12 protein-coding genes and 1 rRNA gene (1 of these 13 cut by a window edge) are annotated in these 14,175 nt (G+C 50.8%); all 13 read right to left on the reverse strand.

The window, feature by feature from the left end; translation table 11 throughout:
- Positions 1 to 183: 183 nt before the first annotated feature.
- The gene (locus RJD28_11825) at positions 184 to 1,944 is read right to left on the reverse strand and encodes a MucBP domain-containing protein (protein ID WNV56989.1); all 1,761 of its coding nucleotides are present in this window, start codon (positions 1,942 to 1,944) and stop codon (positions 184 to 186) included.
- A 19-nt stretch (positions 1,945 to 1,963) separates the two neighbouring features.
- Positions 1,964 to 2,635: a hypothetical protein gene (locus tag RJD28_11830; GenBank protein WNV56990.1), complete on the reverse strand. Its 672-nt coding sequence runs from the start codon at positions 2,633 to 2,635 to the stop codon at positions 1,964 to 1,966.
- 103 nt (positions 2,636 to 2,738) lie between these two features.
- Positions 2,739 to 3,359, reverse strand: a complete 621-nt coding sequence (locus RJD28_11835; protein WNV56991.1) for a SipW-dependent-type signal peptide-containing protein — start codon at positions 3,357 to 3,359, stop codon at positions 2,739 to 2,741.
- A gap of 43 nt (positions 3,360 to 3,402) precedes the next feature.
- On the reverse strand, positions 3,403 to 3,534 hold the full coding sequence (locus RJD28_11840; GenBank protein ID WNV56992.1) for a hypothetical protein: 132 nt from the start codon (positions 3,532 to 3,534) through the stop codon (positions 3,403 to 3,405).
- 1 nt (position 3,535) lies between these two features.
- A complete protein-coding gene (locus RJD28_11845; protein ID WNV56993.1) occupies positions 3,536 to 4,069 on the reverse strand; it encodes a hypothetical protein in 534 nt (177 codons plus the stop codon).
- 27 nt (positions 4,070 to 4,096) lie between these two features.
- On the reverse strand, positions 4,097 to 4,633 hold the full coding sequence (locus RJD28_11850; GenBank protein WNV56994.1) for a signal peptidase I: 537 nt from the start codon (positions 4,631 to 4,633) through the stop codon (positions 4,097 to 4,099).
- A gap of 10 nt (positions 4,634 to 4,643) precedes the next feature.
- Positions 4,644 to 5,219: a hypothetical protein gene (locus RJD28_11855; protein ID WNV56995.1), complete on the reverse strand. Its 576-nt coding sequence runs from the start codon at positions 5,217 to 5,219 to the stop codon at positions 4,644 to 4,646.
- 19 nt (positions 5,220 to 5,238) lie between these two features.
- Positions 5,239 to 6,819 (reverse strand): VWA domain-containing protein, encoded by a 1,581-nt coding sequence (locus RJD28_11860; GenBank protein WNV56996.1) that lies wholly within the window; start codon positions 6,817 to 6,819, stop codon positions 5,239 to 5,241.
- Positions 6,761 to 7,780, reverse strand: a complete 1,020-nt coding sequence (locus tag RJD28_11865) for a prealbumin-like fold domain-containing protein (protein ID WNV56997.1) — start codon at positions 7,778 to 7,780, stop codon at positions 6,761 to 6,763. The genes RJD28_11860 and RJD28_11865 overlap by 59 nt, the downstream gene beginning before the upstream one ends.
- Positions 7,758 to 9,677, reverse strand: a complete 1,920-nt coding sequence (locus RJD28_11870; protein WNV56998.1) for a fibro-slime domain-containing protein — start codon at positions 9,675 to 9,677, stop codon at positions 7,758 to 7,760. The genes RJD28_11865 and RJD28_11870 overlap by 23 nt, the downstream gene beginning before the upstream one ends.
- Positions 9,678 to 9,961: 284 nt before the next feature.
- Positions 9,962 to 10,720, reverse strand: a complete 759-nt coding sequence (locus RJD28_11875; protein ID WNV56999.1) for a bacterial transcriptional activator domain-containing protein — start codon at positions 10,718 to 10,720, stop codon at positions 9,962 to 9,964.
- Positions 10,701 to 11,186, reverse strand: coding sequence for a helix-turn-helix domain-containing protein (locus tag RJD28_11880; GenBank protein ID WNV57000.1), 486 nt, complete (start codon positions 11,184 to 11,186; stop codon positions 10,701 to 10,703). The genes RJD28_11875 and RJD28_11880 overlap by 20 nt, the downstream gene beginning before the upstream one ends.
- Positions 11,187 to 11,642: 456 nt before the next feature.
- Positions 11,643 to 14,175: ribosomal RNA gene (locus tag RJD28_11885) — 23S ribosomal RNA — on the reverse strand (it continues 360 nt past the right edge of the window).

Below are 14,175 nucleotides of genomic sequence, written 5' to 3' on the forward strand. Positions count from 1 at the left end.
AAACCGGCAAAAAGAATCCTGCGCCGCAGGAATTTCTCCGCCTGCGGCGGGTCGTATTTGCGACATAATTCAATACCGCCGCAGTGCGATCCTCGCGGAGCGTTTTTTTGTATGATAGGACGCAATTTCCTATCATACAAAAAAGCAGAACCCTGCTACAGGTCCTGCTCTTTTCCGAATTTTTTATTCTGCTTTTCGTTTCTTTCGGATGACAACAAAGGCAATCACTGCCGCCGCTGCCACAATCCCGCACACATAGGGAAGGATCGGTCTTTGCGCGGCCTGTGCCCCGGCATCTGCCTGAATGTCGCCCAAAGGGATCTGTTCATCCGGGATGTCTGTCAGCCCATCCTCTGCCCCGGTATTATCTGCAGCATCCGGTTCCGTTGTCTGTCCGTCAGCCGCCGCTTCCTCTGAGGCAAGTTCTCCGGCCTGCCCGCCTTCACCGGTTGCCGTACCTGCTGTCCCGGCTGCCGTTCCGACTCCTGTACCTGTGGTCTGCCCGCCGCCGATATAGACAATGTTCTCTGTTGTGTCTACCCGGGTCGTCTCCTCTCCCGGCACATAGATGATATGCTGCTCCCCGTTGCCGGAAGCTGTTGCCGTATAATAGAATGTGATCCGGTTTTTTGTGCCATCCGCATCCAGTGACGCAATGGTTTTCGTGTACGAATCATACCGGTAACCGTCCACGGTCTTTGCCACCTGAGAAATGGTTTCTCCCACGTTACCGCGCCCGTGAAACGCCGGTGCTACCTCCTGATTGTCCGCAGTATCCACATACCGTACCACATAACCGACTTCCTCACTGATGGCACTATAGTCCACCACATAATCCCGATCCCGGGTGACGGTCTGTTCCTCCGCACCCGGCAGCCAGGCCGTGTTCATCATGTACCGGCCTGCATATTCGTCTTTCACAATCACCTGACTCTGGGGAGGATCCGGCAAATAAGATCCTGCCAGCAAAGTGATGGCAATGCTCCCTGTTTTTGTCTCTTTTACATCTGTCACGCCGGCATAGCTCCGGTATCCATCCGCAGTTCCCGCTGCAAAAGTACCAATCCGCCCAGGCCGGTAAGTAATGGTATATGTTCTCGGTGAGTCGGATACAGGAAGTTCTGCCGCCCGCGCAGGTTTCCCTATTGCCGCAAACAGCACGCCTGCCAGCAGCACTGCTGTCCACATCCGGTTCCCCGTTTTCTTTTTCCTGCGGACAATCACTACGATCATCAGGATAACAGAAAGTACCAGTACCCCGAGAAGAATCGCGACAGGTGCCTGGTCACCGGTTTTGACGCCCCGGTAAACAGTCTGTACCTTTTTCACCACATGAACGACGGGATCTCCTTTAACCGTAATGACTTCCGGCGCCTTCGGGTCATCGTACTGCACCCGGAAATCAAACTGGATTTTACCATCCCGGGCCATGTAGACATTGTCTCCGGACTCACCGTCCAGCTCCACCGTCAACTGCAGCTTTGCCGTCTCTCCGCCTTTTAACACCGCTAACAGATAATAGTCATCCAGCGTATCATCCAGCTCCTTTAATCCCCGGGCGCCGTTATTACTGCCTCCTACTGTGGCCAGCTCCTGCCCGTCCCCATAGATGCGGGTGAATGTGCCATTCTGCACCAGATCCAGTGACACGTGATAAAAAGCATTATCTTCACCGATTTCCTGCAGGCTTTTCAGTACCTGGGCAGACATATAAAAATCCACTGCCCGCTGATCTGCATTTTTCAGAATGATTTCCTGGGTACGGGTTTCCGAAGGAAGCATGTTGTCAAAGGCATCGCCGAAATCTGTCACCTCATAATTGCTGTATACGATCTGTTTCCCGTCAAAGGTCACCGTTGGCCCGGCATCTGCTGCCAGAGAAACCGTTCCCATTCCGAGGAAAAGCGCCAGGAGTATTCCCGGAATCCACCTTTTTTTCTTCATATCCACGCTCTCCCTTCGCTTAATTCCATACTGCCGTAATGGTTCCGTTCTCGATCTGCAGCTGCACGCCCCACTCAGACAGCGCCGCATCTTCCGCATGCAATGTCTGTACACCATCTGCCTCCACGAAGATCTGCACTGCTTTATCCGCATAGGCATTGGTCAGTTCCGGTGCAACGGAAAATCCCCTCAACACCTCATCCGTGGCACTGCCGGAATCTCCGCCCACTGCCTTTGTATAGTACAGTGTGATGGTCTCCCTGCCCTGCTGCTCTTCCACAGACCCGCCATCTGCCAGCAGCCAGGAGCCGCCCTGCTCTGTCGTGTTCAGATCCAGCAGGATCAGGGATGGATCCAGGGTATAATCCTTGGAAAACTGTCCCCCGCTTCCCTCTCCCCAGCAGCGTGTGATCCGCACCCGGGTATAAAAGGAGGTATCACCTGAATCACCATTGATGACCCGCACATGCTTTTCCACAGATACTCCAGGCATGAGATGTTCCTCGACAATTTCCCCTTCTGCCTCTTTCATCCGGGTACCGTCCTCCTGCAGGTCAATATCCAGCTTTTTCGTCGATAACTGATTCTGAACCGGCTTCCCGTCTGCCTGGAAAAATGCCAGGGATCCGCCGATGATCGTTGTCAGCAGCATTGCCGCTGTTATTCCCATCAGCAAAAGCTTTCTTTTCAATGCCCTCTCTCCTTTCCTTTCTGGCGTCTGCCACCGGCCGGTCTCCCCAGCCTGTGAAAGACGCCTGCTGCAAACGCTTACCCTTTTTCAGAATATCCTGTCTCTATGGCGTCACAGGTGCTGTATAGTTTTCTGCCGTAACAGCCGTCCCGTCGCTGTAATTCCAGCCAGTGATCTGATCTGCGTCATTGGTGGTCGGCGTAAAGTGATCGGCCTGGATTGCCTCTGCCTTTATGCTGATCGTAAAAGAGGTGTCTGCCACTTCATTTCCCCAGGTTTCCGGGATATGCACGGTAGTAAATACCGGCACTCTCTGTTCTTCACCTGTCTTTGTGATCCTGTTCTGATAATAGTAGTATCCATCAGCGGAAAGTACCCAGTCATCCGCATCCATATCTATGCCCGGTAAAAGCTCTGCGATCTGATCTTCGGTAAGGCCTTCAAATATGAGTTTCACCCGCAGATAAGCACTCTCGGAATCCGCCGCTACTACAATCGTGGGGTCTTTGGTAATTTCCTGATTGGGCACCACATGGGTGATGGTATTATCTTCGTTCTCCTCACTGAACCGCGGTTCCTCCAGATCAATGTCCACATGCCCCATGGTCACTACATTGGTCTGTTCTGCCTGATCGGTAAAATATGCCAGAGTTGCGCCGATCCCCAGCGCCGCCACAACGGTTACCGCAGCCACAAGGCTGATTACTTTTCTCTTCTTCATCATCAAAATCCTCTCGTATCCTGTTTTTGTTCCCGGTTAATGACTGCTACTGTACAGATGCCCCAAGCTTGCCCAGCGCCTCTGCTGCTGCTGCCGCATAGGTGTTATTGTCGGACTGGATAGCTGCACTCCTGATAACGATGTTGCCAAGAGAAGAGCCCGGATCTGCCTTCGGCACATCAGCAATCTTTACCTGGGTAAACAACTTGCCAAGCGGCCGGTCTGCACTGCTGGTGGGAACAATCCTGTCCGTTGCAGCTGTCCCCCCGGTACACATAGTATTTGGTATTGCCTGCCGGTGTGAAGGTATGACCCGCAATCGCAGTGATCTCCTCCCAGTCGGTGGTATTCAGATCAGCAATATCCACATCATCTGTGGTCGGATCTGTAATGCTGGCAAACACATAACAGTTGATGGAATTTGCCTCCACCGTTACCCTAGGATCCTTCGGCAATGTGGCGCCCGGAAGCACCTCTTTGTAATCCTGCGTCCGCTCCACTTCAGATGCATCATAGGTGGTACGGTCATCGGTTGCCACACCATTTTCCACCTTCGCTTCATCCAACCGAAGGCCAATCCCCTGATCCGTAAACGTGAACGTGTTGGTCAGGGTTTTCGTCTCCGCACTGAGGAATGCCAGTGTGGCTCCCACGCCGATAGCTGCCACCAGCCCCATTGCAGCAAACATGCTGATCAGACTTTTCTTTCTCATAACCTCGTCTCCTTTTCTATTTTGATCCTATTTTTGCGTTGTTCCCGCCGCAGCCCTTTTCTTTCTGCGCTTTTTTGCGGGACCTTTCTCTTCTTCCGTCAGGATATCCGGCAGGAAATTGAGCAAAATCAGAACGATCAGGATACCGCAGCCCACCGCAATGCCCAGCGGTGTTTTGATATAAATGCTGAGATAGCCCAGCAGCGGAATCCAGAAAACAACCTTGCCCACCACACTGGCAAAAGCCACCGGTGCACTGTCCGGCGCATGGTTGGCATCTCCCTGGGTGGTGATCTCCTGCGTCTCCTCATCTATATTGACAATCCGATGTGTGACCAGCGTGCTGCTGCCCATCTGATAGGTGATGATATCCCCCACTTCCAGTGCATAGGGACTGCACTCCTGTACATAGACAGCCGCCCCCACCGGAATCTTCGGCTCCATGCTGCCGCTTAACACCGCCAGCGTCCGGTTACCGAACAGCATCGGTAACAGCAGTGCCGCGGCGATCACACCCAGAATGATCAATATCCCGTCAGAAATGATACTGCATATTGTTCTCATGCTTTCTCCTCTATTGTTTGGTGTCTTCAAAAACCTTCCATACCTGCTGTGCGGATGCCTGATCGTAGACACCATCTTTCATGGCATCCGCCGTTCCTATGGTTGTCTGGCAGGCCTCATGATAAACGGTGACCGTCAGATCCGGATATTTTTCCAGAAAGGCTGACCAGTCCGCAGCAATATCCCCCGCATCTCCCACAACAGGTACCGTTACCCTGTGAAACAAGGGTTCCGTCTTTTCCCCCGGTTCCAGAATATCCTGATAATAATAGAATCCGTCATCACTGTTTAATTGCCACTTTCCGTCCGCTCCCAGATTTTCCAGGGTCATCTCCTGCCCGGCGGTTTCCGGCGAAACGGATACCCGCATCCGCACCAGGCAGGCATTCTTTCCGGTATTTTTCACCCGGGGTTCCTTGGTGCCATCCGTTTTCACCTCTTCTTCCAGTTCCGTGATAACAGACCCCTTCGTAAAGGTATTGGTCAGACTGGAGGTCGCTGTAGAAAGAAATGCAATCGTTGCCCCCGTCGCGATCAGTCCCAGAAGCACCAACGCAATCAACAGCTGCCGTCTTTTTTTATACATTGCGCATCATGCCTCCTTCCTACTCTGCCTCGGTCTTCACCGGAGTAATGATCACCTTGCCGTCTTTCACCGCAAACTGATTGATGATGATATCATTGGATGTTTCGTGGTGATCCGGTGTCTTTTTATTTACCGCCTGCACCAGACCATCCCGCTCCTGCAGTCGGTTTTCTCTGCCATCCGAACCAATCTCCATCTTCTGCTCTGCCATATGGCACGGGAATCCGCCCGTCTCGTCCGCCGAAGCAGTCAGGCTGACCAGCTCATACTGCTGCACCGCCAGCTCTTCTGCTGTATAGGTGCCCTTGGGCAGATGAGAAAAGACCACTTTCGTCTCTCCGTCCTTATCTGCCTTCATACTCCTGTAGAAGCTTTCCGTTTTCGTCTGTCCGTCTTCCTCATAGGTACGGGTCAGCCGGAACGTAAAGATCGGGCTTCCCTGGGTATCCCGTACCTCTGCCGGATTGCTGATGGTCTTCACCACTGTCACCCTTCCGTCCACCACATATACGGTATATACGCCATATTCTTTATCGGGATATATTTCTTCATCTTCATTGACCGCAATCACCTGATACCGGTCACCTGCCTTTTCCCCGGCTATCCGCACCACATCTTTTCCATTCACTTTTTCCGTCGTATTGCGGTTACTTTCATCACTCGGTTCGCCGGGATCATAGACAACCTTCAGGTAAAACCCGGTGGTATCAGCAGGCTTTACCTGCCCCATTTCTTCCACTGTTATCTCATCGGTACACGCCTCATCCCGATACCAGGTAAGGGTAAAATCATCTGCCGTCACGCCCATTGCAGCCTTGCTGTCTGCGTCAAACAGCTGTTTTAAAACTGCATCCTCCGTGGGGACTGTATCTCCCAGGAAAATGGTCTGTTCCGCATTTGACACCGTCAGCTCTGCTTTCACATTCACCTTTGGCTGGGGCAGCGTTGCATCTCCGTACCCGGTGCTGATGGAAGAGTCCGGAGCAATATTTGTGGGCACATTGTTCCCTCCAATATACTCCTCCCTTGCTTTCACCGTCACTGTCTGTTCCCATGTGCCATTATTCTTGTTCGGAATCGTCTGTTCCGTCCATTTCACAGCCTGCACAGTCTTCCCATTTACTTTTGTCAGGTAAACAATTCCGCCATTGTTCAGCTGAATGGTCTTTCCATCCGCCAGCATGGCATCGGTGATCACCGTACCATCGTCTTTCACCAGCTGGAACCGCGGGTCGATCACATCTCTGATCTCCGCCTTACTGATGGCCACATCCTCAGTGATTGTGGAACTGATGGTTTTGAAAATATCCTTCAGCCCTGCAGTAGTGCTGGCCGACAGGGCACACCCCTCCGATGCAATCTTTTGGGAGAGCCATGTCTCGGTAGCCGTTGTCAGCTTCAAACCCACCGTATAAAGGATGATGCCCTTCTCCCGCAGCTTCTGGGCAGAAAGCTCCGCTGCAGATCTGTCTGTTGCTGTGGAAGGATCACCGTCTGTGAACAGGATCACATACTTGGGAACTGTACTTGCCGCATTGGCTTCATCCGTCAGCTCCTTCAGAGCCAGATCCAGCCCCCTTCTGCGGAGAGGTACCTCCACAGGCGCGCAGTGCGGAAATAGCTTTCACCAGTACATCGCTGTTCTCCCCCGCAGATTTCAGCGTACTGATATCCTGCGCATTCGAATGGAAGGTCTTGATGCCGATGCGGCTCGTGGGCGATCCCTCTGCTATGGAATTAACAAATGCATTTCCGGCCTCTTTTAACCCGGTCAGACCGCTGTCAATCGTATAAATTTTGGTAGTGGAACTATCAGCTATCTCTTTCCAGCTGCCATTTTTCCGAGTATGATACAGCCACTTGCCGTCCCGGTAAATCATCGGGGATTTGGCATTGTAGTAAGACCAGTATGAGAAAGGTACATTTTCCGTACTGTCACCGTAGTAATAAACCTTTGTCGCATCCAGACTGTTTTTCACATCTTTATATGTTTCCTGCCAGCTTCCGACCTGCACAAAACCGTCGCTGTCATCATTACTGCCGTCGTACAGCATACTTCCGGATATATCCAGCACCATCATCACATCCGCCACGCCGCCCGTCTCCTGGGTTGTCTGGCTGGTCAGTTTGGAAGAAGCGGTGATGGCGATATCATATGTCCGATCCTCCCAGCTCTTTACTTTTGCTGTCTTATCATAATCCAGTACACTGTCAATCCGCTCCTGCTCTGTCAGATTCAGGATTTCATACCTGCCGCCCTCTGATTTCGTATACAGGGTCTCTCCGTCCGACAGATACAGATTGGCTTTGACACTGCCCTCTTCTCCTTCCACCGGCTCTACCTTTACCACCCAGGTATCCAGCGTCGGGATATATTTGCTGGGTGCCTTTGTCTCAGACAGCTGATACTCTCCTTCCGTCAGCCTGGTAAAATTCAGGCTTCCATCTGCCTTGGAAGTTGCTGTCTGGATCTCCCCGGTTCCGTCCTTTACCAGTTTAAACTGTGCGCCTTCCAGGGCTTCTCCATCGGAATTTACTTTATAAAGCAGCAGATCTGACATGGGGGTATCTGTCACACCGGAAATCCGCGCAGACGGAAGGGGTAAAATTCATCTGACAGTTGGATGAGCCTGCGCCCCGCTCCATATAGAGCACCGTCAGCGTATGCTCCCTCTCGGTATCCGCCGGATCAATATAGTTCCACAGATCCACCGTTCCTGTTGCAGCACTGTGAATGCCGCCCAGATCAATGACCACCTTATCTTTATCCAGTACCACCCACAGGTCATCATCCCCGGTGAAAGAATAGTTCAGAGGCCCTTTATAATCGCCCAGCTTGAAGGTCACGTCATAGCGCATTCCAAAATAAAAATTATGGGTTTTTCCTGCTTCTTCATAACCGACTTTCCGCCCGTCCAGCGGGAAGAAATCATTCCCGGCTTTGCACAGCTCATTGCCGTCCTTATCCTGTACCCGATCCAGCACATACGTATCACCGGTCTGCCGGAAAATCAGCTGATCGTCTCTGTATATTTTTCGCAGATACCGTGTTTTTCCTTTTACAGTGGCTGTTACATCGGAATTTTCAAAAAATCCCGGATCGGCAAATGCAAACACCGGATTGCCGTTATCATCGATCTTTGACAGGAGGCCGGTAACCACCGAGGCGTCCCCTGTCCATATGTTCGCATCTTTTCCGTTCTGCATCGGCTGATAATCATCCGTCTGGTACGCAGAATAATTGGAACCACGATCCCCGACCATGAGCCGCTTTCCCGTTTTGTTTCCATAATTGGCCGGTTCATTAATGGAAAGATATCTCTTGCCGTTCCGACCCGCACGGACAGTATAGTCATAAAAGGTTGTCGCACCCGCTATCTCGGACTGTTTTGCCACATAATAAACCCTGATATCCGTTTTTTTCGTTACTGTGATCTTAGAAAGCTGTTTTTCTTCCGTATATGTGGTTGTGGTTCCGCCCTCCGGGGTGACATCCACTTTCTCTACCTGCCAGTTGACAGCTTTGGCGTAATCCGGCACCATACCACCCACAGGAAGTGTCAGCTCATCGGCCTTATAAATCTCCTGATAACCGGCACCGGACGTATCCTGCCGTCCATAATGCTCTACCGTCACCACAACCTCGCTATTTCCCTGCTGGATAATGACATACGTGGAAAAATGCGGTGTCTCGAATACTATCTCTCCGTTCCCTTCCCAGGCAGCGCCCATATCCTGCGCATTCTGATCGGCATCCACATGAAAGACCGAAATCATTTCGGAATCCGTGTCTGCTTCTTTCAGTTCTGCGTGATCCACGCCGACAGAAACAATACCCCGGGGCTGGATCTCACTGCCCTGTGCATCTGTAAAAGAAATATCTACTGCCAGCAGCTTCTGAATAGAAAACTGTTCCTCCACAGCTTTCTCTTCCATCGTTTTCTCAAGGCTGTTGATTTCTGCCTCTTCTGTGATCTCCCTCACATGAAGCTGCGCATCTTCCGGCAGGACATCCGGCTGTGCAGTTACTTTCACCCGCATATCCCCGGCACTTTCTTCCCAGGTGTATACAGCGGGCACTTCTTCCGGGGCGTCCTTTTGATCCTTGCCATTGTCAGTAACTGTACTATTCTCATCTGCTGCATCTGTCTCTTCCGGCTGCTGTGCATCTTCCGGCTGCCCGGCGCTGTCATCCTTATCTCGCGGCTGTTCCTCCGGAATGCTTTCGTTGTCTGCCACCTGCGCCTCTTCCGGCATTCCGGTATCGGCATCCTGCTGTTCCCCTGTGCCTTCCACCACCGGCAGCATCACCACTGCATCATCATCTGCCCTCGAGATCAGGGTGTTGGATACCAGCAGAGCCGCACACAGAACGAGCGCAGCCAGCTGCTCCACGAACCTGTGCTTTCTCCCGTTTTCCTTGCATGACCCGCGCTTTTGCTTTCTTCTCTCTTCCATCCGGCATTCCTCCCTGTGGAACCTCCTGCATTGTCGTTTCTGGAGATGATCCTTCTCAATAAATAAAAAGGTACGGGATCAACGCTTCTTATTTCCCGTATCTTACGTTTTCTTTAGAAGAATTATAACTTTTTCTCTGTTAAAATCTCAATTAAAATTCTTCCTATTTTATACATTATTTAAATTTTTTTCTTTGAGCTACAAAAAAAGCAAAAGTCAACCGTAAAATATTAATCTTAATTTTCACAGCATGCTTTTGCTTTTGTTCTCTGTATTTATTTTTCTTAAAGTACTTCGTCAGTCTCTGAAACCACTTTATTATCAGAATCCCGAATGGATACCACCCGATAAGAAATTTTAATCCGCCGACTTGTTTCTCTTTTCCGGAAGTAAGAATCAATTCGGCCGGAGGTGATGGTACAGTTTTCTTTGCTGATACCCATAAGCAACACCAGATATTGATTTGCACTGTAACGGGTATATACATCCCCTTTTCTCAGAGCTCCTTGAATAGCCTGTCCCAGTTTTTCAGAAATTTTTTTCAGTCGCTCTTTATTCTCAATTTCATTATCCCGCACATCCGTGATCGTACAGAGCATAAGGAAAACAGACTGATCCATACGATCCAGCAACCGATTCAACACCCGATAAGCATCCACAAATCCCGGATATGAACAGTAATAGGCGCCTTCCGGATCGGCCTTTTCCTGCAGCGCATTGTGAATCTCCTGAAAGCCTTCCGCATCAAGAAGTAACATTTTGCTCATTCTGGCAAAGCAGTCTTTCATTTTCTCTGACGGCGGTAACCCAAGCTCCTCAAAATACAGCCTGGATGTTCTGTCATAAATATTCATGGCTTCCCGGGTTCTGCCCATCTCCAACAGACATTCCATCTGGCCGATCTGCCATTCATCGAAAGGATACAACTTCACCGCACGGGTAAAGTAGGAAAGCAGCAGTTCATAATTCTCTGCATCCCGCAGGAGATCTGCCATTTCATTCATGCAGACAGAAAATAAATGCTCATAATGAGCAGATGCCACAGCCACCCATTCTTCCCCGGAAAGATCCGGCAGGGAAATGACCGCCGTATATGTCCAGCGCTTCTTTCAGCAGCCGAAATTTCTCCTCGTGATCTGCCGTATCCTGCGCATTCTCCAACAGCACCTCAAACTGCAGCGCATCCACTTCCACCGGAAAGCTTGCCACAAACCGATATCGTCCGGACTCCGCCCTGATATAATGCTCCCGGGGAAGTTCACTCTTCTCCAACAGACGCCGGAGATTATACACCGTTACCCGCAGATTGTTCGCAGTATCCCTTTCCGCATCGTGTCCGTACAGCTGATCAATGAGCACACTGGTCGTAATACCTTCCGCCCCATGATAAAGCAGAACCTGTAAAAGTTGAAAAACCTTTGTCCTGTAACTATTCCCCAATTGGATCCGTTTTCCATCATATTCCAGTGCAAAGTCGCCCAAAAGCTGTATGTTCAATTTCTTCTGCATCTGGTTATTCCTCCCCATTCAAATTATATGTACGATTATATGCAAAGCCATTGAAAAAAGCAATGAAGATCGTGTTACAAAACCGTTATAATTTCGACCAAAAATGCTCAACACAATTTTATGGTAAATTCACTGTTCAGACATTACAAAGCGGACTTGTCCGCTTCAAATTACACACAAAAAAAAGACACGCCGTATGAACAACGTGTCCTGATATCATGTACCTTCAAAACCACATATTGTATTACATCCGTTTTTCCTGAACCTACCAACTTGTTTCGCGGCAGTCAGCTCGAATCCGCTTCGCTTCTTCTCGCTGCCTTTCGCTTTGCAAATTATTAAGTTCACATTCTACCTGAACCACTGTCGGAAGTTCGAATTCACATCCGTTCATTCGAACGACCAACGCACTAAGTTCTGTCTTCGCGCTTCGCGCTCGCCAGTCACCAAGTGCTTTTGGTCAAGCCCTCGACCTATTAGTGACAGTCAGCTCCATGCGTTACCGCACTTCCACCTCTGCCCTATCTACCTTGTCGTCTTCAAGGGGTCTTACAGCTTTCGCTGGGATATCTCATCTTGAGGGGGGCTTCACGCTTAGATGCCTTCAGCGTTTATCCCGTCCCGACTTGGCTACTCGGCCATGCTCTTGGTGAACAACCGATGCACCAGAGGTCAGTCCATCCCGGTCCTCTCGTACTAAGGACAGCTCCTCTCAAATATCCTACGCCCACGCCGGATAGGGACCGAACTGTCTCACGACGTTCTGAACCCAGCTCGCGTACCGCTTTAATGGGCGAACAGCCCAACCCTTGGGACCTACTACAGCCCCAGGATGCGATGAGCCGACATCGAGGTGCCAAACCACTCCGTCGATGTGAACTCTTGGGAGTGATAAGCCTGTTATCCCCAGGGTAGCTTTTATCCGTTGAGCGATGGCAATCCCACTTTATACCACCGGATCACTAAGTCCTACTTTCGTACCTGCTCCACCCGTCGGTGTCACAGTCAAGCTCCCTTCTGCCTTTGCACTCTACGAATGGTTTCCAACCATTCTGAGGGAACCTTTGAGCGCCTCCGATACCCTTTCGGAGGCGACCGCCCCAGTCAAACTCCCCACCTGACATTGTCCCTCCGCCAGTTCATGGCGGCAGGTTAGAAACCCAGTACCACAAGGGTGGTATCCCAACAGCGGCTCCAGAAAGACTGGCGTCCTTCTTTCATAGCCTCCCACCTATCCTGTACATGCAATACCGAATCCCAGTATCAAGCTAGAGTAAAGCTCCATGGGGTCTTTCCGTCCTGGCGCGGGTAACCAGCATCTTCACTGGTACTTCAATTTCACCGGGTCCATTGTTGAGACAGTGCCCAAATCATTACGCCTTTCGTGCGGGTCGGAACTTACCCGACAAGGAATTTCGCTACCTTAGGACCGTTATAGTTACGGCCGCCGTTTACTGGGGCTTAAGTTCGGACCTTCGCTTACGCTAAGCCCTCCCCTTAACCTTCCAGCACCGGGCAGGCGTCAGCCCATATACTTCACCTTGCGGTTTTGCATAGACCTGTGTTTTTGCTAAACAGTTGCTTGGGCCAATTCTCTGCGGCCTCCTGTTACAGAGGCACCCCTTCTCCCGAAGTTACGGGGTCATTTTGCCGAGTTCCTTAACAATGCTTCTCCCGTCGGCCTTAGGATTCTCTCCTCATCCACCTGTGTCGGTTTACGGTACGGGCTCATAATAAACAATAGCGGCTTTTCTTGGCAGCCAGCTCACACGCTTCCCTACTAGATTTCGGTCCACATCACGCCTTCGGATTGATTTGCGGATTTTCCAACAAACCTCCTACCTCGCTTGTACCGGTTCTTCCATCCCCGGCCCGTGCTCTCTTTCTGCGTCCCCACAGTTCTGTTATTATGAGGTACAGGAATTTCAACCTGTTATCCATCGACTACGTCTTTCGACCTCGCCTTAGGCCCCGACTTACCCAGAGCAGATCAGCTTTACTCTGGAAACCTTAGATATTCGGCCAGAAGGATTCTCACCTTCTTCTCGCTACTCATTCCGGCATTCTCTCTTCCATGCAATCCACAGCTCCTTACGGTACTGCTTCGTCTCGCATGCAATGCTCCTCTACCAATCATACTAAAAGTATCATTCCTCAGCTTCGGTGTCGTGTTTTAGCCCCGGACATTTTCGGCGCAGGACCTCTCGACCAGTGAGCTATTACGCACTCTTTTAATGTATGGCTGCTTCTAAGCCAACATCCTGGTTGTCTTTGAAATCCCACATCCTTTTCCACTTAACACGCACTTTGGGACCTTAGCTGGAGGTCTGGGCTCTTTCCCTTTTGACTACCCAACTTATCTCGTGCAGTCTGACTCCCATACACCATCTTTACGGCATTCGGAGTTTGATATTCTTCGGTAAGCTTTGACGCCCCCTAGGAAATTCAGTGCTCTACCTCCGCAAGACTTGTATGAGGCTAGCCCTAAAGCTATTTCGAGGAGAACCAGCTATCTCCGGGTTCGATTGGAATTTCTCCCCTATCCACACCTCATCCCCACCCTTTTCAACGGATGTGGGTTCGGCCCTCCATTGCCTTTTACGGCAACTTCAGCCTGGACATGGATAGATCACCCGGTTTCGGGTCTACTTGATCTGACTTGACGCCCTATTAAGACTTGGTATCCCTTCGGCTCCACACCTTAAGTGCTTAACCTCGCCAGATCATGTAACTCGCCGGACCGTTCTACAAAAAGTACGCGGTTCCGCATGTAAAGCGGTTCCACAGTTTGTAAACACAGGGTTTCAGGTTCTCTTTCACTCCCCTCCCGGGGTCCTTTTCACCTTTCCTTCACAGTACTATGCGCTATCGGTCACTAAGTAGTATTTAGCCTTGGGGGGTGGTCCCCCCGACTTCCCGCAAGGTTCCACGTGTCTCGCGGTACTTCGGATCCTGCTCGCTCCTTCCTGATTTCGATTACGGGGCTTTC

It is taken from the genome of Oscillospiraceae bacterium NTUH-002-81 (assembly GCA_032620915.1).
Classification (GTDB): domain Bacteria; phylum Bacillota; class Clostridia; order Lachnospirales; family Lachnospiraceae; genus JAGTTR01.

Coding starts and splice junctions, on each gene's coding strand:
- RJD28_11825 (WNV56989.1), bottom strand. CDS start 1,944: ATGAAGAAAAAAAGGTGGATTCCGGGAATACTCCTGGCGCTTTTCCTC.
- RJD28_11835 (WNV56991.1), bottom strand. CDS start 3,359: ATGATGAAGAAGAGAAAAGTAATCAGCCTTGTGGCTGCGGTAACCGTT.
- RJD28_11845 (WNV56993.1), bottom strand. CDS start 4,069: ATGAGAAAGAAAAGTCTGATCAGCATGTTTGCTGCAATGGGGCTGGTG.
- RJD28_11850 (WNV56994.1), bottom strand. CDS start 4,633: ATGAGAACAATATGCAGTATCATTTCTGACGGGATATTGATCATTCTG.
- RJD28_11855 (WNV56995.1), bottom strand. CDS start 5,219: ATGTATAAAAAAAGACGGCAGCTGTTGATTGCGTTGGTGCTTCTGGGA.
- RJD28_11865 (WNV56997.1), bottom strand. CDS start 7,780: ATGTCAGATCTGCTGCTTTATAAAGTAAATTCCGATGGAGAAGCCCTG.
- RJD28_11870 (WNV56998.1), bottom strand. CDS start 9,677: ATGGAAGAGAGAAGAAAGCAAAAGCGCGGGTCATGCAAGGAAAACGGG.
- RJD28_11880 (WNV57000.1), bottom strand. CDS start 11,186: ATGCAGAAGAAATTGAACATACAGCTTTTGGGCGACTTTGCACTGGAA.